20 protein-coding genes are annotated in these 17,846 nt (G+C 71.5%); all 20 read right to left on the minus strand.

From position 1 onward, the window contains the following. Position 1: 1 nt before the first annotated feature. Positions 2-1,006: a prolipoprotein diacylglyceryl transferase gene (gene lgt / locus FK219_RS01605; protein WP_152582859.1), complete on the minus strand. Its 1,005-nt coding sequence runs from the start codon at positions 1,004-1,006 to the stop codon at positions 2-4. Between the two features lie 78 nt (positions 1,007-1,084). Then, a complete protein-coding gene (gene trpA, locus FK219_RS01610; RefSeq protein ID WP_152582860.1) occupies positions 1,085-1,870 on the minus strand; it encodes a tryptophan synthase subunit alpha in 786 nt (261 codons plus the stop codon). Further along, on the minus strand, positions 1,867-3,084 hold the full coding sequence (gene trpB, locus FK219_RS13395) for a tryptophan synthase subunit beta (protein WP_152582861.1): 1,218 nt from the start codon (positions 3,082-3,084) through the stop codon (positions 1,867-1,869). Before trpB ends, trpA begins: the two co-directional genes overlap by 4 nt. Beyond that, complete coding sequence (gene trpC, locus FK219_RS01620; RefSeq protein WP_152582862.1) at positions 3,081-3,857, minus strand: indole-3-glycerol phosphate synthase TrpC; 777 nt, start codon at positions 3,855-3,857, stop codon at positions 3,081-3,083. Before trpC ends, trpB begins: the two co-directional genes overlap by 4 nt. Next, positions 3,858-4,088 carry a DUF6704 family protein gene (locus FK219_RS01625; RefSeq protein ID WP_152582863.1) on the minus strand — a complete coding sequence of 77 codons (231 nt, stop codon included), beginning with the start codon at positions 4,086-4,088 and terminating at the stop codon, positions 3,858-3,860. It abuts the gene before it with no gap. A gap of 37 nt (positions 4,089-4,125) precedes the next feature. Then, positions 4,126-4,794: a Trp biosynthesis-associated membrane protein gene (locus tag FK219_RS01630; protein WP_152582864.1), complete on the minus strand. Its 669-nt coding sequence runs from the start codon at positions 4,792-4,794 to the stop codon at positions 4,126-4,128. After that, a complete protein-coding gene (locus tag FK219_RS01635; RefSeq protein ID WP_328821562.1) occupies positions 4,791-6,332 on the minus strand; it encodes a chorismate-binding protein in 1,542 nt (513 codons plus the stop codon). Before FK219_RS01635 ends, FK219_RS01630 begins: the two co-directional genes overlap by 4 nt. Next, complete coding sequence (gene hisI, locus FK219_RS01640) at positions 6,329-6,712, minus strand: phosphoribosyl-AMP cyclohydrolase (protein WP_152582866.1); 384 nt, start codon at positions 6,710-6,712, stop codon at positions 6,329-6,331. The genes FK219_RS01635 and hisI overlap by 4 nt, the downstream gene beginning before the upstream one ends. Further along, positions 6,709-7,470 (minus strand): imidazole glycerol phosphate synthase subunit HisF, encoded by a 762-nt coding sequence (hisF, locus tag FK219_RS01645; protein ID WP_152582867.1) that lies wholly within the window; start codon positions 7,468-7,470, stop codon positions 6,709-6,711. Before hisF ends, hisI begins: the two co-directional genes overlap by 4 nt. Then, positions 7,470-8,309: an ATP phosphoribosyltransferase gene (gene hisG, locus FK219_RS01650; protein WP_152582948.1), complete on the minus strand. Its 840-nt coding sequence runs from the start codon at positions 8,307-8,309 to the stop codon at positions 7,470-7,472. The genes hisF and hisG overlap by 1 nt, the downstream gene beginning before the upstream one ends. A gap of 49 nt (positions 8,310-8,358) precedes the next feature. Beyond that, positions 8,359-8,622 carry a phosphoribosyl-ATP diphosphatase gene (locus FK219_RS01655; RefSeq protein ID WP_152582868.1) on the minus strand — a complete coding sequence of 88 codons (264 nt, stop codon included), beginning with the start codon at positions 8,620-8,622 and terminating at the stop codon, positions 8,359-8,361. A gap of 36 nt (positions 8,623-8,658) precedes the next feature. Then, positions 8,659-9,027, minus strand: coding sequence for an FKBP-type peptidyl-prolyl cis-trans isomerase (locus tag FK219_RS01660; RefSeq protein ID WP_152582869.1), 369 nt, complete (start codon positions 9,025-9,027; stop codon positions 8,659-8,661). A 41-nt stretch (positions 9,028-9,068) separates the two neighbouring features. Continuing rightward, entirely contained in the window at positions 9,069-9,737 is a 669-nt protein-coding gene (rpe, locus tag FK219_RS01665) for a ribulose-phosphate 3-epimerase (RefSeq protein ID WP_152582870.1), read from the minus strand. A gap of 64 nt (positions 9,738-9,801) precedes the next feature. Next, positions 9,802-11,172: an RsmB/NOP family class I SAM-dependent RNA methyltransferase gene (locus FK219_RS01670; RefSeq protein ID WP_152582871.1), complete on the minus strand. Its 1,371-nt coding sequence runs from the start codon at positions 11,170-11,172 to the stop codon at positions 9,802-9,804. Further along, a complete protein-coding gene (gene fmt / locus FK219_RS01675) occupies positions 11,169-12,086 on the minus strand; it encodes a methionyl-tRNA formyltransferase (RefSeq protein ID WP_152582949.1) in 918 nt (305 codons plus the stop codon). The genes FK219_RS01670 and fmt overlap by 4 nt, the downstream gene beginning before the upstream one ends. 5 nt (positions 12,087-12,091) lie before the next feature. Next, complete coding sequence (locus tag FK219_RS01680; protein ID WP_328821563.1) at positions 12,092-14,107, minus strand: primosomal protein N' family DNA-binding protein; 2,016 nt, start codon at positions 14,105-14,107, stop codon at positions 12,092-12,094. A 71-nt stretch (positions 14,108-14,178) separates the two neighbouring features. Beyond that, entirely contained in the window at positions 14,179-15,372 is a 1,194-nt protein-coding gene (gene metK, locus FK219_RS01685; protein WP_152582873.1) for a methionine adenosyltransferase, read from the minus strand. A 68-nt stretch (positions 15,373-15,440) separates the two neighbouring features. Then, positions 15,441-16,616, minus strand: a complete 1,176-nt coding sequence (coaBC, locus tag FK219_RS01690) for a bifunctional phosphopantothenoylcysteine decarboxylase/phosphopantothenate--cysteine ligase CoaBC (protein ID WP_152582950.1) — start codon at positions 16,614-16,616, stop codon at positions 15,441-15,443. Positions 16,617-16,662: 46 nt separating this feature from the next. Continuing rightward, complete coding sequence (gene rpoZ / locus FK219_RS01695; RefSeq protein ID WP_152582874.1) at positions 16,663-16,920, minus strand: DNA-directed RNA polymerase subunit omega; 258 nt, start codon at positions 16,918-16,920, stop codon at positions 16,663-16,665. 31 nt (positions 16,921-16,951) lie between these two features. Then, on the minus strand, positions 16,952-17,842 hold the full coding sequence (gene gmk / locus FK219_RS01700) for a guanylate kinase (RefSeq protein WP_152582951.1): 891 nt from the start codon (positions 17,840-17,842) through the stop codon (positions 16,952-16,954). Positions 17,843-17,846 lie beyond the last annotated feature (4 nt).

Genomic DNA, 17,846 nt, shown 5'->3' on the forward strand with positions numbered 1-17,846 from the left:
GCTATGGTGTGGCGCCGGCCCCGCTTGTGGCGGAGGAAGACCCGGCGCGTGCACCGGACTCCGCAGCGTCGTTGCCGTCGTCGTCCGAGTCGGAGTACACGTCGTCAGAGTCTACCCCAGCGCTCGGATCCCACTCCCGGCCAGGCTGGTAGACCGAGGGCTCGTCGCCCGTGTGGCGACGCCTCTGCACGAGCACGATGATGAGACCGAGCAGCACCGCACCCCAGGCCGCCCACACGTTGACGCGCACGCCCAAGAAGAGCTCACTGGGGTCGAGACGGATCGTCTCGAAGACGCTGCGGCCGACCCCGTACCAGATGAGATAGGCGCCGAGCAGCTTGCCCCACTGGACGCGCAAGCGCGCGTCGAGCAGGAGGAGCACGGCTACACCGGCGAGGTTCCAGATGATCTCGTAGAGGAACGTCGGGTGGAAGAGGGTGTCGTCGGGGAGACCGATCGGGATCGCCGCATTGGGTCGGTCGATCTCGAGACCCCACGGAGCATTGGTCGGGAGACCGAAGAGCTCCTGGTTGAACCAGTTGCCCAGGCGGCCGAAGGCCTGCGCGAGCAGGAGACCCGGCGCGAGGGCGTCGGCGAAGGCCGTGAACCGAACACCCGTCACGCGACAGCCGATCCATGCGCCGATCGCACCACCGAGAAGGGCGCCGAAGATCGCCATGCCGCCCTCCCAGATGCGCAGAGTGGCGAAGAGGTCGGCGCCCTCGAAGAAGTAGTCGTTGGGGTGGGTGAGCACGTGGTAGACGCGACCGCCGATGATGCCGAAGGGCACCGCGAAGAGCGCGATGTCGAGCACGATCCACGGCTCAGCGCCGCGGCGCGTGAGCCGGTAGTGCGTGAGCAGCACGGCCGCGATGATGCCCGCGAGGATGCACAGCGCGTAGGCGTAGATGTTGAGGTCGAAGCTGAACCAGCTCAGACCCAGGTCGCGCAACCATTGCCCGAGATTGAAGACCTGCCACTCGGGATCGGGGCTCGGAATGCTCATGGGGAGGGTCACGGTGAGGGGGTACCTTTCTGGCCGGAGGGCTCGATCAGCCTAGCGGCGACGGGTGCGGCTCGGGGGTCAGGCGGTGCCCGCAGCGAGTTCGGCCGCCGCGCTCGCGACGGCACTCACGCCACCCTCGGCGAGTGCGGTGACGAGCCGGGATCCGACGATCGCACCGTCCGCGTACTCGAGCACGTCGCGCACCTGCTCGGCCGTGGAGATGCCGAGCCCGACGCACGCCGAGGTCGAGCCCGCGTCTCGCAGCCTCGAGACGACGCCTCGTGCCGCAGCGTCGACGTCGGCGCGCGCTCCCGTGATGCCCATCGTGGAGACCGCGTAGACGAAGCCGCGGCTCACCTCCACCGCCCTCTGGAGCCTGGCAGCGCTCGACGAGGGCGCGGCGAGGAACACCCGGTCGAGACCGAACTCTTCGGAGACCGCGAGCCATTCCCCGGCCTCATCGGGGATGAGGTCGGGGGTGATGAGCCCCGCACCGCCCGCGTCGCGCAAGGCACTCGCGAAGCGCTCGACGCCGTACTGCACGACCGGGTTCCAGTAGGTCATGACGAGCACGGGAGCGTCAACGCGCGAACGGATGCGCTCGAGCGCCGTGAAGCCGTCCCGCAGCCGGAAGCCCCGCTCGAGCGCGGCCTGCGTCGCAGCCTGGATCGCGAGGCCGTCCATCACGGGGTCGCTGTACGGGAGCCCCAGCTCGATGATGTCGACGCCGTTCTCGACGAGCGCCACAGCCGCCTCGACGCTCGTGTCGAGATCGGGAAAACCGACCGGGAGGTAGCCGATGAGGGCGCCCGAACCGGCGTCGACCCGGGAAGCGATCGTCGCCTCGACGGTGCTCGCGGTCACGAGTCCTCCCCCGCCGCGGCCGCGTCGAGAAGCCCGAAGTACCGCGCCGCGGTCTCCATGTCTTTGTCGCCCCGGCCGCTGAGGGAGACGAGCACCGTGCCGTCTGGCCCGAGCTCGCGGCCCAGGAGGAGAGCGCCGTGCAGAGCGTGCGCCGTCTCGATGGCGGGGATGATGCCCTCGGTGCGGCTCAGCAGGCGCAGAGCATCCATGGCTTCGGCATCGGTGACACCGTGGTACTCGGCGCGCCCGATCTCGGCAAGCCAGGCGTGCTCGGGGCCGACTCCCGGATAGTCGAGGCCCGCGGAGATCGAGTGCGACTCCATCGTCTGGCCGTCTTCGTCCTGCAGCATGAGGCTGCGTGCGCCGTGCAGCACACCGGGTCGGCCGCGGCTGATCGTCGCGGCGTGGTGCAGCGTGTCGACGCCGTCACCGGCGGCCTCGCTGCCGACGAGCCGCACCTCCGCATCGTCGAGGAAGGCGTGGAAGATGCCCATCGCATTGCTGCCGCCGCCCACGCACGCCACGACGGCGTCGGGCAGGCGGCCGGTGAGCTCGAGCACCTGCTCGCGCGCCTCCGTGCCGATGACGGCGTGGAAGTCGCGCACCATGGTCGGGAACGGATGCGGGCCCGCGACCGTGCCCAGGAGGTAGTGCGTCGTGTCGACGTTCGCGACCCAGTCGCGCAGGGCCTCGTTGATGGCGTCCTTGAGAGTGCGCGAGCCGACGGTGACCGGCACGACGGTGGCCCCGAGCAGGTTCATGCGCGCAACATTGAGCGCCTGACGCTCGGTGTCCACCTCGCCCATGTAGACGACGCACTCGAGACCGAAGAGAGCGGCCGCGGTCGCGCTCGCCACGCCGTGCTGACCCGCGCCCGTCTCGGCGATGATGCGCGTCTTGCCGAGCCGCTTCGCGAGGAGCGCCTGGCCGAGCACGTTGTTGATCTTGTGGCTGCCGGTGTGGTTGAGATCTTCGCGCTTGAGCAGGATGCGCGACCCACCGGCGTGCTCGGCGAACCGTCGCGCCTCGGTGACGATCGAGGGTCGGCCCGTGTAGCTGCGGTGCAGCTCGGCGAGCTCGGCGGCGAAGGAGGGGTCCACGCGCGCGGCCTGATAGGCCTCATCGAGCTCGTCGAGCGCCGCGATGAGCGATTCGGGCACGAAGCGCCCTCCGAAGGAGCCGAAGTACGGGCCGACCTGTTCGCGCAGACTCATGTGACCGCCAAGAATTCGTGGAGGGTGGCGACAGGGTCGCCGCCGGTGACCAGGGCTTCGCCCACGAGGACCACATCGGCCCCCGCACGACGGTAGTGCTCGACGTCTGCGACACCGCTGACCGCCGACTCGGCGATGCGCACCGTTCCGTCGGGGATGCTCGGCGCGAGCCGCCCGAACAGATCGCGATCGAGCTCGAAGGTGCTGAGGTCGCGCGCGTTGACGCCGATGACGGAGGCTCCGAGCGCGACCGCGCGCCGCACCTCCTCGGCATCGTGGGTCTCCACGAGCGGCGTCATGCCGAGCTCGAGCACGAGTGCGTGCAGCCGGGCGAGCGTCGCGTCGTCGAGCGCGGCCACGATGAGCAGCACGAGATCGGCACCGGCGGCGCGGGCCTCGAGTACTTGGTACGGCTCGGCGATGAAGTCTTTGCGCAGCACCGGAATGTCGACCGCGGCGCGCACCGCGGAGAGATCGTCGAGGCTGCCCCCGAACCGGCGCTCCTCCGTGAGCACGCTCACCGCGGCGGCGCCGCCGGCCGCGTAGGAGCGAGCGAGATCGGCCGGGTCGGGAATCTCCGCGAGGGCGCCCCGCGAGGGGCTCGCGCGCTTCACTTCCGCGATGACCTTGATGCGCTCGCCGCGCTGGAGCGCCGCGCACGCGTCGAGGGCGGGAGGCGCGGCGACCGCCGCTGCCTCGACGTCGCTCAGCGAACGCGACTGTCTCCGCCGAGCCGCGTCGTCACGCGCGCCGGCGACGAGACCATCGAGCACTTAGGAGTGCGCCTTCGGCATGTAGCGCGGGCCCTGCACGCCGTAGCCCGCCTTCGCCATGACGCCGCCGATGATCCAACCGAGCAGCACAACGCCGGCGCTCGCCCAGACCACCCAGGCGACCGAGAAGAAGAACGCGATCGTGCCGATCGTGAAGCCGACGAGCATGATCGTGACGGCCGTCCAGGCGGCGGGCGAGTGGCCGTGGCCGGGCTCAGACTGGGCGTTCATGTCTCTCCATCGCGTCGGGTGCAGGTACCCCGTCAGTCTACCGTGCCGTCGGGTCGCGGCCGTCGCTCAGCGCGTCCCAGTCGCCGATGCTCTGATCCCTCTGCCGGTCGCTCGCGACGCTCGTCCCGGAGGGCGCCGACGTCGAGCGGTCGAGGGCGTCTCCGTCTGCAGCTGAGCCCTCGGGGGATGCATACTGCGGCCGGTCGAACCGCTCGACTCGACGCGGCCATCGGCGCGACGTGATCGCGATGACGAGACCGGCGCCGCCGAGCACTCCCCCGAGCACGGCGGCGATCACGGGCCATGCGGTCAGCGCGGCCGTGTCGACGAGCGCACGCACCGAGTTCTCGCCCTCCACGCCCGTGAGCGCGGTGACGCTCGAGGCTGCCGTAGCGACCGGGTCGCCCGCGGCACGCAGGCTCACGGCGACGACGAGAGCACCCAGGAGTGCGAGCAAGGCGCCGAGCACGGGGCGGATACGCGCAGTCGCGAGCGCGAGCGCGGAGGTCAGGGCGAGAGATGCGACGGCGATCGCCGGCAGCACCGCGGCCGCGCGGTCGCCCCCCGCGGCGATGCGCACGCCGTCGTCGAGGGTGAGCACGACCCACGGCTGCGCCCACGCGATGAACAGGCCGACCGCGAGCACCGGCGGCACGAGCAGAGCGGCGAGGCGCAGGCGCGAGCCGCGCCGGGCATCCGTCGTCATGAGGAAGACCCCACGTCGACGGCGCGCAGCGCGTTCGCGATCGCGACCGCCCGCAGGGGCGCAGCCGCCTTCGCCACGGTCTCCTGCAGCTCGGCGTGAGGCTGCGAGTCGGCGACGAGCCCTGCACCGGCCTGGACGCGGGCGACGCCGTCCGCCAGGAAGGCCGTCCGGATGGCGATCGCCAGGTCGGTGTCACCCGAGAAGGCGATGTAGCCGACCACGCCGCCGTACACCCCGCGCCGTGCCGGCTCCAGCTCGTCGATGATCTCGAGAGCGCGGGGCTTCGGGGCGCCGCTGAGGGTGCCCGCGGGGAAGGTCGCGCGGAAGACGTCGATGGGCGAGGACTCCGCGCGCAGGGAGCCCTCGACACTCGAGACGAGGTGCAAGATGTGGCTGAAGCGCTCGACCTGCATGAACTCGGTCACCTCCACCGTGCCTGCTCGGCAGACCTTCGAGAGATCGTTGCGGGCGAGGTCGACGAGCATGAGGTGCTCGGCCTGCTCCTTGCGGTCGGCGAGCAGCTCGTCCGCGAGCTCTCCATCGCGCTCGGGCGTGTCGCCCCGCGGCCGCGACCCGGCGATCGGGTGCATGTACGCACGGTCGCCGGTGACCTTGACGAGTGCCTCAGGCGAGGATCCGACGATCGCGTACGGGTTGCCCTCGACCGTCTCGAGGGTCAGCGTGTACATGTACGGCGAGGGGTTGAGCGCGCGCAGCACGCGGTACACGTCGAGCGCGCTCGCCGTGAGCTCGTGGTCGAAGCGCTGGCCGATGACCACCTGGAACACATCCCCGTCGCGGATGAACTCCTTCGAGCGGTCGACAGCGGCGAGGTACTCGGCCGGTGTCGAGCGATGATGCGGCGCGGGTGCGACCTCGAGATCGATGCGGGCAACGTCCGGCGACGCGGTCACCGTCATCGCGCGCTCGAGGCGATCGAGGCGCACCTGCGCGTCCATCCACAGCTCGTTCTCGGTGGCCTCGCCATCGTTGAGGGCGCTCACCACGAGCGAGACGGTGCCGCGACGGTGGTCCATCACGAGCAGCTCCGAGACGAAGGCGAGCGCGAGCTCCGGGCACGGGAAGTCGCTCGGAGGGGCATCCGGCAGATTCTCGACCTGACGCACGGTGTCCCAGCCGATGAAGCCCACGAGCCCTCCCGTGAGCGGCGGATGCGCGGGGTCGTGCGGCGACCGCCACCGCGAGTATAGCGCGTCGAGGGCGTCGAGTGAGCGCGCGGGAGCGGAGCCTCCGAAGGCGCGCTCCTCGTCGAGCCCGTCGGCGAGCCACGCGGTCGCGCCGTCGTGCTCGGTGAGGACGCCGAAGGACCGCACGCCGACGAACGAGTAGCGCGACCAGATGCCGCCCTGCTCCGCTGACTCGAGCAGGAAGCTGCCCGACCGGCCCTCGCCGAGAGAGCGGTAGAGCCCGACCGGGGTGAGGGCATCCGCGAAGAGAGTGCGGATGACCGGCACCACGCGCGCCTGCGCGCACTGGCGCGCGAACGCCTCCCGGGTCGTGTCGCCGTGGGCGCTCACGAGGACCGCTCCGGGCTCTCCTCGAGCACGACGGGCTCGAGCGGGTCGACGTCGAAGCACGCGTGGGCACCCGTGTGGCACGCGGCTCCTACCTGGTGCACGCGCACGAGAAGGGTGTCCCCGTCGCAGTCCAGGGCGGCTGAACGCACGTACTGAGCGTGCCCGCTCGTGTCGCCCTTGCGCCAGTACTCCTGTCGGGAACGGCTCCAGAAGGTCACGCGACCCTCGGTCAGGGTGCGTCGCACGGCCTCGGCATCCATCCAGCCGAGCATGAGCACGTCTCCGCTCTCGTCCTCCTGGATGATGGCGGGGATGAGCCCGGCCGCATCGAAGCGGATGCGCGCGAGCGCGGCCTCGGCACCCTGCTTGCTCTCGCTCATCGCACCATCATCCCCTCATCGCGCAGCGCGCCCTTGACCTCGCCCACGGTGAGCTCGCCGTTGTGGAAGACGCTCGCGGCGAGGACGGCATCGGCACCGGCGCTCAGCGGCGGCGCGAAGTGCTCGAGCGCGCCGGCGCCGCCGGAGGCGATGACGGGCACCGTGGAGATGGCCGCGATCGCGCCCGTGAGCTCGAGGTCGAAGCCCTGCTTGGTGCCGTCAGCGTCGATCGAGTTGACGAGGAGCTCTCCCGCTCCTCGCTCGATCGCCTCGCGTGCCCACGCGAGGGCGTCGATGCCCGCTCGCTCTCGCCCTCCGTGCGTCGTGACGACGAAGCCGCTCGGCTGCCCCGCGTCACGCGTGACGTCGAGCGAGACGACGCAGACCTGCGCGCCGAACCGCCGCGCGATCTCGTCGATGAGCTGCGGGCGCGCGATCGCCGCGCTGTTGACGCCGATCTTGTCGGCGCCGTGGGCGAGCAGCCGGGAGACGTCGTCGACCGTCCTGACCCCTCCCCCGACGGTGAGGGGGATGAAGACCTGCTCGGCGGTCTCGCGCACGACGTCGTACATCGTGTCGCGGTTGTCGACGGTCGCCTTGACGTCGAGGAAGGTGATCTCGTCGGCGCCCTGCTCGAAGTACCGCCGTGAGAGCTCGATCGGGTCACCCGCATCGCGCAGGCCCTGGAAGCGCACGCCCTTGACGACGCGCCCCGCGGCGACGTCGAGGCACGGAATGACGCGGACGGCGAGACTCATCAGATGCGGGCGGCGTGGATGGGGCTCACGAGGATGGCGCGGGCTCCGAGCTCGTAGAGCTCGTCCATGACGTGATTGGTGTCGTTGCGCGGCACCATCGCCCGCACGGCGACCCAGTCGGGGTCGGCGAGAGCGCTCACGGTCGGCGACTCCAGCCCCGGAGTCACGGCCTGCGCCCGCTCGAGGAGGGTGCGGGGCAGGTCGTAGTCCATGAGCACGTACTGACGGGCGACGAGCACGCCCTGCAGGCGGCGCTGCAGCGTCGCGATGCCCGGACGATCCGGCTGGGCGCTGATGAGCACAGCGGTCGACTCGAGGATGACGGGGCCGACGATCTCGAGACCCTGCGCCCGCAAAGTGGACCCCGTGGAGACGACATCTGCGACAGCGTCGGCCACGCCCAGGCGCACCGCGGATTCGACAGCGCCGTCGAGGCGCACGAGCTGCGCCGTGACGCCGTGGCGCTGCAGGAAGTCTTCGACGAGCCCCGGATAGCTCGTGGCGATGCGCCGCCCCTGCAGGTCGGCGAGCTCGCTCACCACTCCCGGCTCGGCCGCGAAGCGGAACGTGGAGTGACCGAAGTCCAGACTCGAGATCTCCGTCGCCGCCGACCGCGAGTCGAGCAGCAGGTCGCGCCCCGTGATGCCGACGTCGAGAGCGCCCGAGCCGACGTACGTCGCGATGTCGCGCGGGCGCAGGTAGAAGAACTCGACGCCGTTGCGCGGGTCGGCGACGGTGAGCGCGCGCGGGTCGCGTCGGCCGGTGTACCCGGCCTCGTGCAGCATCTCACCAGCCGTCTCGGCGAGCGAGCCCTTGTTGGGCACGGCGATCTTGAGCATCTGATCGTTCACTTCCATGGTGGCCGACACCGCAGTGACGGGCGGGGGGTCACAGGTGCCGATACACGTCGTCGAGGGTGAGCCCCTTGGCGAGCATGAGCACCTGCAGGTGGTAGAGCAGTTGGGAGACCTCTTCGGCCGTGGCGGAGTCGGACTCGTACTCCGCGGCCATCCAGACCTCGGCGGCCTCCTCGACGATTTTCTTGCCGATCGCGTGGATGCCGGCGTCGAGCTGCGCCACGGTGCCGGAGCCGGCCGGTCGCGCGGCGGCCTTCTCGCTCAACTCGACGAAGAGCGTCTCGAAAGTCTTCACACCCCCAGGCTACCGGGAGTGCATGAGCGCTGTGCGCTAGGAGACGCCGAGCAGATCGATGACGAAGACGAGAGTCTTGCCGGAGAGCCGATGGCCCCCGCCTGCCGGCCCGTAGGCGAGCTGGGGCGGGCAGACGAGCTGTCGGCGACCGCCGACGCGCATGCCGGGGATGCCCTGCTGCCAGCCGGCGATGAGGCTGCCGAGCGGGAAGTTGATGGACGAGCCTCGGTTCCACGACGCGTCGAACTCATCGCCGGTCTCGAACTCGACGCCCACGTAGTGGACGTCGACCGTGGAACCCGGTGCCGCCTCGGCGCCGTCGCCCACCACGAGGTCGGTGATGACGAGCTCCTGCGGCGCAGGGCCCTCGATGAAGTCGATCTCGGGCTTGGTCTTGTCGGTCATGCGTCTATCCAACCAGAGTCGAGAGCCGTCCGACGCCGCCCTCAGTCGCCGTGCCGATGCGCACGTGCCGCGGCCCGGAGCTCCTCGATCGCCCGCTCGACCGAGTCCGCGCCGAACACGCTCGAGCCCGCGACGAAGGTGTCTGCGCCCGCCTCCGCCGCGACACCGATCGTGTCGACGGAGATGCCTCCGTCCACCTGCAGCCAGACGTCCCCACCGTGGCGGCGCACTGCCTCTCGCAGCGCTCGCAGCTTGGGCATGGTCTCGGGCATGAACGACTGACCGCCGAAGCCTGGCTCGACCGTCATGACGAGGAACTGGTCGAACTCGGGCACGAGCTCGAGGTACGGCTCGATCGGGGTTCCCGGCTTGACCGCGAGCCCCGCTCGCGCTCCCCGTTCCCGCAGCGCGCGAGCCGTGGCGCGCACGTCGGTGGCGGCTTCGGCGTGGAAGGTCACCGAGAAGGCTCCGAGCTCGGCATAGCCCGGCGCCCACCGGTCGGCATCGCTGATCATGAGGTGCACATCGAGGGGCACCGGCGAGACAGCCTGCAGGCGCTCGACCATGCGCGGCCCGAAGGTAAGGTTCGGCACGAAATGGTTGTCCATGACGTCGACGTGCACGAGATCGGCGGTCTCGAGACGCTCGACCTCCCGCTGGAGGTTGACGAAGTCGGCGGAGAGGATGCTCGGATTGATGCGCACGGTCACCCTGCCAGCGTAGCGAGCGCGCCGTCGGGCGCCCCGGCCCCCGCCGATGCGGCGCGCACGCGAGTCACGCGCCGTCGGGGCGCGACAGCAACTGGATGAACATCGCGTCGGTGCCGTGTCGGTGCGGCCACAGCTGCACGGCTCCCCGGCCCGCGCGGGCGTCGAGCGGAGCCTTGGTCACGCGGTCGAGGAGATCCGCGGTGTCGAGGCGCTCGATCGCGGGATGCCCCTCGAGAACGGTGTCGACGATCGCTGTCGTCTCGCTCGGGTGCGGCGAGCACGTGACGTAGGCGAGCACTCCCCCCGGCGACAGCGCCGACAGCGCCGCCGTCAGCAGGCTCGCCTGCAGGGCGGCGAGCTCGACCACATCGTCCTCGCTCTTGCGCCAGCGCGCCTCGGGGCGTCGACGGAGGGCGCCGAGACCCGTGCACGGCGCGTCGAGCATGATGCGGTCGTAGCGCTCGAGCGGATCCGCGCCGAGCGTGCGCCCGTCCGCGGTGCGCACGGAGACCGAATCCGCCAGCGGCGCCAGAGCCCGACGTACCAGGTCGGTACGAGCGGGCGAGGCCTCCGAGGCGAGCAGATGGGCTCCCGCACGGGCCGCCTCCGCCGCGAGGAGCGCGGCCTTGCCGCCCGGGCCCGCGCACACGTCGAGCCAGCGCTCTCCCGAGGCGATCGGGCGAGCGCGGCTGAGGGCGAGCGCGGCGAGCTGCGAGCCCTCGTCCTGCACGCGCACGACCCCCGAGCGCACCCGGGGGTCTGCTCCAGGGTCACCGCTCGGCGCCCGCAGGCCGAGCGGCGAATAGTCGCTGAGCTCAGCATCCGCGGCGCTCAAGGCAGCATCGGCAAGGCCGGGCAGCGCGACGAGAGAGACGCGGGCGGGAACGTTGTCGGCCGCGAGGAGGGCTTCCAGCTCCTCCCCGCGATTCTGCGCCGAGAGAGCGCTCGCGAGCGACGCGACGACCCAGCGGGGATGCGCGTGCTCGATCGCGAACCTCTCGAACGGGTCGTCAACACCGGCAAGCAGCAGCTCTGTCCACTGCGGCTCGGTGCGCTCCGACACGCGTCGCAGCACGGCATTGACGAACCCCTTCGCGCGACCGAGTCTGAGGGCCAGTGCGAGTCGCACGGATTCGTCGACCGCGGCGTGCGGTGGCGTGCCCATGCCCAGCAGCTGGTGGGCGCCGAGGCGCAGAACGTCGAGGACGGGTGCATCGATCGTGTCGACCGCGCGGCCCGCGGCATGCTCGATCACGGCGTCGTAGAGGCCGCGTCGCCGGAGCGTGCCGTAGCAGAGCTCGGTGGCGAATCCGGCGTCGGAGCCCGTGAGCGCTGCGCCGCGAAGGCGCGTCGGCAGCAGCAGGTTCGCATAGGCGTCCTCCACCGAGACGGCGTGGAGCACGTCGAACGCGACGCGGCGCGGACTCGCTCTCATCGGAAGCGGGGCGGCTCGACGCCCCAGCCCCGGGACCAGTCCGCCGCGGGCATGGCCTGCTTGCCGGCGGGCTGCACGCGACGCAGCTCGAGCGAGGCGTCCCGCGCGCCGACGATGATGCGACCGGCGTCGCGCGCCACGGCGCCGACTGCCAGGTGCGGGGCGTCGTCGGCCGGCGCGAGGTCGAGAATCTTGACGACGTGGGCATCCTCCACCGTCGTCCATGCCCCCGGCTCCGGCGTCACGCCGCTCCACCGGGCGAGAACGATGCGGGCATCCTCGCTCCAGTCAAGCCGGCCGTCATCCCTCGTGAGCTTGGGGGCGAGGGTGACCTCGCCCTCCTGCGCGTGCGCGCGGGCACGGCCCGAGGCGAGCTCGTCGACGACCTGACTCGTGAGCTGCGCCCCTGACTCGCTCAGACGCTCGAGAAGGGCCCCCGCCGTCGTACCGCTCACCACCGGCTCGCGGTGCTGCGCGTACCAGTCGCCGTCGTCGAGACCGGGCGTCAGCTGGAACACCGTCGCCCCGGTCTCCTCGTCGCCCGCGATGAGGGAGCGCTGCACGGGTGCAGCGCCGCGCCAGCGCGGCAGGAGCGAGAAGTGCAGGTTGATCCACCCGAGCCGAGGCCATGAGAGCAGAGGCTCACGCACGAGTGACCCGTAAGCCACGATGACGCCCAGGTCGACGGGCTCGCGCAGCAGCTCGCGCTCGAGATCGTGCAGGCGAGTCGCCTCGAGCACGGGCAGGCCGAGCCGTCGTGCCTCGACGGCGACGGGAGTGGGAGTGAGCACGCGCTTGCGACCCTGCGGGGTGGCGGGGCGCGTGATGACGGTGCGGAGGGTGTGCTGACCCGCTGAGAGTGCGCGGAGCGTCGGCACGGCGGCCGAGGGGCTGCCGGCGAACGCGATGCTCAGTGGGGTCATCCCTCGATTCTCCCCGATGCGCCCGCGCCCGCCGCACGCGCGCGGTTCCCCGCCGGATCGTCGAACGGTTCGACATCGTCGAATCGCACGCGCAGAAGGGGGGTGCGTCGCCGAGGAGGACGCCCCGGAAGCGGCCTGGGGCGCTGCGTCGCGCTGCGGATGAGCTCGGCCTTGAGTCGCTCGGCGACGAGCGCGCCCTGCCCGTAGTCGAACCGCACGATCGCGCGCACTCGATCGTCGTCGAGCTCGACCGGGCCGAGCACGTCGACTCCCGGGAGGTCGCTCACGACCCCGACCGCGTGCGAGACGGCCTCAGGCTCACCCACGACCGCCGCGACGCGCACCGAGGGCGGGAAGCGCAACGAGCGGCGATCGGCCAGCTCAGCGGCGACGATCTGCTCGGGCGCACCGAGCGAGAGCGCGGTCGCGACCGCGCCCCCGACACCCGCGAGCATGACGGGTGCGTCGGGAGCGGCGAGCGCGGCGGCATTGAGCCACCAGCGCACGCAGTCCTCGACGACGCGCAGGCTCTCGCGCGCGAGCATCTGCTCGCCGTCGAGCAGCAGCACGGCGGCATACCCTCCCGCGACGAGCGGTTCCGCTCCGCGGGTGGAGACCACGAGGGTACGGCCCCGCGGGATGCTCTGCACGGGGTTGCTCCCGTCGGCCACGACCACCCGCGCACCCGGGAAGGCTCGGCCCAGCTCGTCGGCCGTCCTGGCCGTTCCTCGCCCCACGGTGCGCCAGTGCGCGCCGTCGCACGTCGCGCAGCGCCAGTCGACCGCAAGAGCGCCGCACCATCGGCAGGAGGGTGTGGCGCCGTGCGCGTGCAGCGCGAGGGGGCCCTGGCAGCGCGCGCACCGCGCGGTCTCGCCGCAGTCGGTGCAGGCGAGTCGCGGGGCGTAGCCGGGTCGAGCCACCTGCACGAGAACAGGACCTCGCTCGAGAGCCCGGGAGGCGGTCTGCCACGCGCTCGAGGGAATGCGCGCGCGCTCCGCCGACGGCTCCGCGTTGACTTGATGCGCGGTGGGCGTGAGTCGGCGCCGCGCCTCGGGCTTCGGAGCGAGCGCGGTCAGCCAGCCGAGCTCGACAAGGCGCTGCACGTCGGCGCTCGGAGCGTGGCCGGCGAAGACGAGCGCGCACTGCTCGTGCTCCTGGCGCAGGAGTGCCAGATCGCGTGTGTGCACCCCCGGAGCGTGCTGCTCGACGTGTAGCGGATCGCCGTCGTCCCAGACGGCGATGAGCCCGAGCTCGTGCGCGGGTGCCGTGACGGCCGTGCGGGTGCCGAGGACGAGGACGGGACGACGCTCGAGGGTGCGGAGGAAGCCTCGATAGCGATCCGGATTCGATTGCCCTGCGTCGACGCGCGCGATGAGGTCCTCGTCGAGGAACGCGCGGGCCGCCCGCTCCACGTGGGCGACGTCCCGGTAGTCGGGCACGCTCACGATCGCGCTGCGACCCGTGGCGAGCGTCGCCGCCGCGAGCTCGGCGAGGGTCTGGGCGAAGGCGGGCACCCACGTGCCGTCGTCGAGGGCGACGGGATGGGGGCGCGCACGCAGGGCGACGCGGTGCTCGTTGTGCGCGGGCGATGCAGCATCGAGGAGCGCACGGCTGCGCTCCTGGTCGTATCCCGTGAGCCCTCGCGCAGAGGGCAACGGCGGCGGGCTGCTCTCGCGGGCGAGCCAGGCCTTCTCGACCCGCACCATGCGCGGAGGCACGGCGAGCCTCAGGAGGTCGCTCGCGGTGCCCGCCGCGCGGTCCGCTGCCCGCCGCACGAGGCGCCACACCGCCGGATCGAGCACCGGCACCTCGGAGACGACGTCCTCGAGGTCGTGCACCGGTCCGTCGAAGTCCACACTGTCCGCGAGCTCCACGATGTAGCCCCGTGCCCGACGGCCGGCGGTCCGCAGCGGCACGATGACGCGCACGCCCGGCTGAGCCACCGCGCGCAACGGCTCCGGAATGCGGTAGTCGAACAACCGGTCGAGCTGCGGCAGCGGCGAGTCGAGCACGATACGCGCAATACTGGGCGCGCCCTCCACTAGCGACCCTCCCCTACTGACCGACCACTAGCGCACCGCCATCAGAGACCGGCGGCCGCCCGCAGCGCGTCGGCTCGGTCACGGCGCTCCCACGTGAAGTCGGGCAGTTCGCGACCGAAGTGGCCGTAGGCCGCCGTCTGGCCGTAGATCGGCCGGAGAAGGTCGAGGTCGCGGATGATCGCGCCGGGTCGCAAGTCGAAGACCTCGCGGATAGCGCCGATGATGCGCTCGTCGTCGACGACGCCCGTGCCGAACGTCTCGACATACAGACCGACCGGCGAGGCGGTGCCGATGGCGTACGCGACCTGCACTTCGAGCCGCTCGGCGAGACCCGCCGCGACGGCGTTCTTGGCAACCCAGCGCATCGCGTAGGCGGCGGAGCGATCGACCTTCGACGGGTCCTTGCCGCTGAACGCGCCGCCTCCGTGGCGGGAGGCACCGCCGTAGGTGTCGACGATGATCTTGCGCCCGGTGAGGCCCGCATCACCCTGCGGCCCGCCGATCTCGAAGCGGCCGGTGGGGTTGATGAGGATGCGCGGCGCGGCGTCGCCGAATCCGTTCTCCGCGAGCACGGGGCGGATGACGTGCCTCTCCACCTCGGCGCGCAAGTGGGCGGTCGTGACGGAGGGCGAGTGCTGCGTCGACAGCACAACCGTCTCGACGGTGCGCGGAACGACACCGTCGTACCCGACGGTCACCTGCGTCTTGCCGTCCGGCGCGAGGAAGTCGAGCTCGCCGCTGCGCCGCACAGAGGCCAGGCGCTCGGAGAGCCGGTGGGCGAGCCAGATCGGCAACGGCATGAGCGAGGGGGTCTCGGTCGTGGCATAGCCGAACATGATGCCCTGGTCGCCGGCACCCTGCTGATCCTCCGCGTCGACGCTGCTGCCCTCGCGCGTCTCGAAGGCCGAGTCGACCCCCTGCGCGATGTCGGGCGACTGCTCGCCGATCGAGACCGACACCCCGCATGAGCGCCCGTCGAACCAGACGTCGGAGGACGTGTAGCCGATGCCCGTGACGGTCTTGCGCACGATGCCGGGAATGTCGACGTAGCCGGAAGTGGTCACTTCGCCCGCGACGTGCACGAGCCCGGTGGTGACGAGGGTCTCGACCGCGACGCGCGAGTGCGGGTCGACCGTGAGCAGTGCATCCAGGATCGCATCCGACACCTGGTCGCAGATCTTGTCGGGATGCCCTTCCGTCACCGATTCGGACGTGAATAGTCGCAGTGCGCTCATGCCGGAGAGGTCCCGTCGTGTCGAGGTGTGGGGGGCACCGGAGTCGTGGCGGCCGTGCGCCGCTCCGGTCAGGGGATCACGTCGAGGATACGGTGTGCCACCGACAGCTTGTCGCCCGCGACGCGCGCGAGCTCGACTCCCGTCGCGTCGAGGACGATGACCGCGTTGTCCTCCGTGCCGAAGCCCTCGGCCCACCCGACCCGGTTGAGGACGAGCAGGTCGACGCCCTTGCGCCGCGCCTTCGCGGCGCCGAGCGCGAGCAGGGCATCCTCATCGGAGGCGGTCTCGGCGGCGAAGCCGACGATGCGCTGCCCGGGTGCACGATGCTCGGAGAGGCCCGCAATGATGTCGGGCGTCCGTTCGAGCTCGAGGCTCAGTCCGCCCTCGGACGCGTCCTTCTTGATCTTCTCCTCCGCGACGGCACGGGGCCGGAAGTCGGCGACCGCCGCAGCCATGATGATGGTGTCGTGCGATGCCGCGTGAGCGCGCAGGGATGCCTCGATCTCCCTGGCCGTGCCCACCCGCTCGACCACGACGCCCGCGGGCGCCGGCACCTCCAGATGCGCGGCCACGAGTGTCACCGCGGCTCCGCGGGAGCGTGCCGCCTCGGCGAGGGCGACGCCCTGCCGGCCGCTCGAGCGGTTGCCGAGGTACCGCACGGGGTCGAGAGGCTCGCGCGTGCCACCCGCCGAGATGAGAACCCGACGACCCTCGAGATCCTGCGGACGGAGCAGATCGAGGGCTCGCGCCACGATCTCCTCCGGCTCGCTCATGCGGCCGGCGCCGGAGTCGGTGCCCGTGAGCTGACCCGTCGCGGGCCCGACGAAGGCGAGACCGCGCGCCCGAAGCGTCGCGACGTTCGCCTGCGTCGCGGAGTGGTCCCACATCTCCGTGTGCATGGCGGGCGCGAGCAGCACGGGGGCGGCGCTCGCGAGCACTGTCGTGCCCAGAAGGTCGCCTGCGAGCCCGCCCGCGAGGGAGGCGAGGGTGTGCGCCGTCGCGGGGGCGATCAGGATGAGGTCGGCACGCTGCCCGAGCGCGACGTGCCGCACCTCGGCCACGCCCTCGAAGAGATCGGTGTGCACGGTGTTGCGGCTGATCGCCTCGAGTGTGGGCCTGCCGACGAAGCGCAGAGCGCTCTCCGTCGCGATGACGTGCACGTCGTGCCCCGCGAGCACGAGCCCCCGCACGACGCCGACCGCCTTGTAGGCGGCGATGCCGCCGGTGATGCCGACGACGATCATGCGTCGAGTCTCCGAGGCGGCGAGCGGCTCGGGCACGGGTGACGACCTAGTCGGCGAGTCGCGTGAGGACGAGCTTGTCCTCGTTGATCTCGTGGAGGGCGACCGAGAGCGGCTTGTCGTCCACCGTCGAGTCGACGAGGGGGCCCACGTTGTCGAAGAGGCTGCCCTCGTGCAGGTCGGCGTAGTAGTCGTTGATCTGGCGCGCGCGCTTCGCCGCGAAGATGACGAGCTGGTACTTCGAGTCGACCTTCGAGAGCAGGTCGTCGATGGGCGGCTCGATGATGCCGGAGTTCTTGTCGGCCATGGGGTGCTCCTGGTCTGTCGTAGTCGGCGTGTCAGGGGCGCGAGGCGCCGCCGGGCACTGCGAGCAAGTCTACGACCTCGCGAGCCGCGCGCGGCACATCGTCGTTGACGATGTGCACATCGAACTCTCCCTGCGCCTCGAGCTCCACCTTCGCGGTCGCCAGTCTCTGCGCCTGCTCGGCCGCGGACTCGGTGCCTCGCCCGACGAGCCGACGCACGAGCTCCTCCCAGCTCGGGGGCAGAAGAAAGACGAGAACCGCGTCGGGCATGGCCTCGCGCACCTGCCTCGCACCCTGCAGATCGATCTCGAGCAGGACGCTCGAGCCTGCCGCGAGCGTGGCCTCCACCGGCGGCCGGGGCGTGCCGTAGCGCGACAGGTTGTGCACGGTCGCCCACTCGAGGAAGTCGCCCCGCTCGATCATGGCGTCGAACTCGTCGTCGTCCACGAAGAAGTAGTGCACGCCCTCGAGCTCTCCCGGGCGCGGGGAGCGCGTCGTCGCGGACACGCTCAGCAGAACCTCCGGGTAGTGCTCGCGAATGTAGCTCGAGACCGTTCCCTTGCCCACGGCGGTCGGACCCGCGAGCACGACGAGCCGGCCCCGAGTCGCCCCCGCGCCTCGTTCGCGAAGGTACTCGCGCAGCCGCAGCCGCTGCCGCGAACCCAGACCGCCGAGTCGCTTGACGTCAGCAATGCCCAGCTGGTCGAGCACGCTGCCCGCCCGGGCCGGCCCGAGGCCGCGCAGCGACTGCAGAAGCTCCCGCACGCGCAGGCCGCCCTCCGCTGAGGCGGGATCGCGCCAGGCAGCCTCGGCGACCTCCAGCGCGCTCCTCGTGCCGGAGCGCACGGCCTCCTTGACGGTCGCTCGCGCGCGTCGTGCCTGCACCGCGGCCCGCGAGGCGGCGGTGCGATCGACCTCGGGCATGTCG

This window comes from Microcella pacifica, from assembly GCF_009371975.2.
GTDB lineage: Bacteria > Actinomycetota > Actinomycetes > Actinomycetales > Microbacteriaceae > Microcella > Microcella pacifica.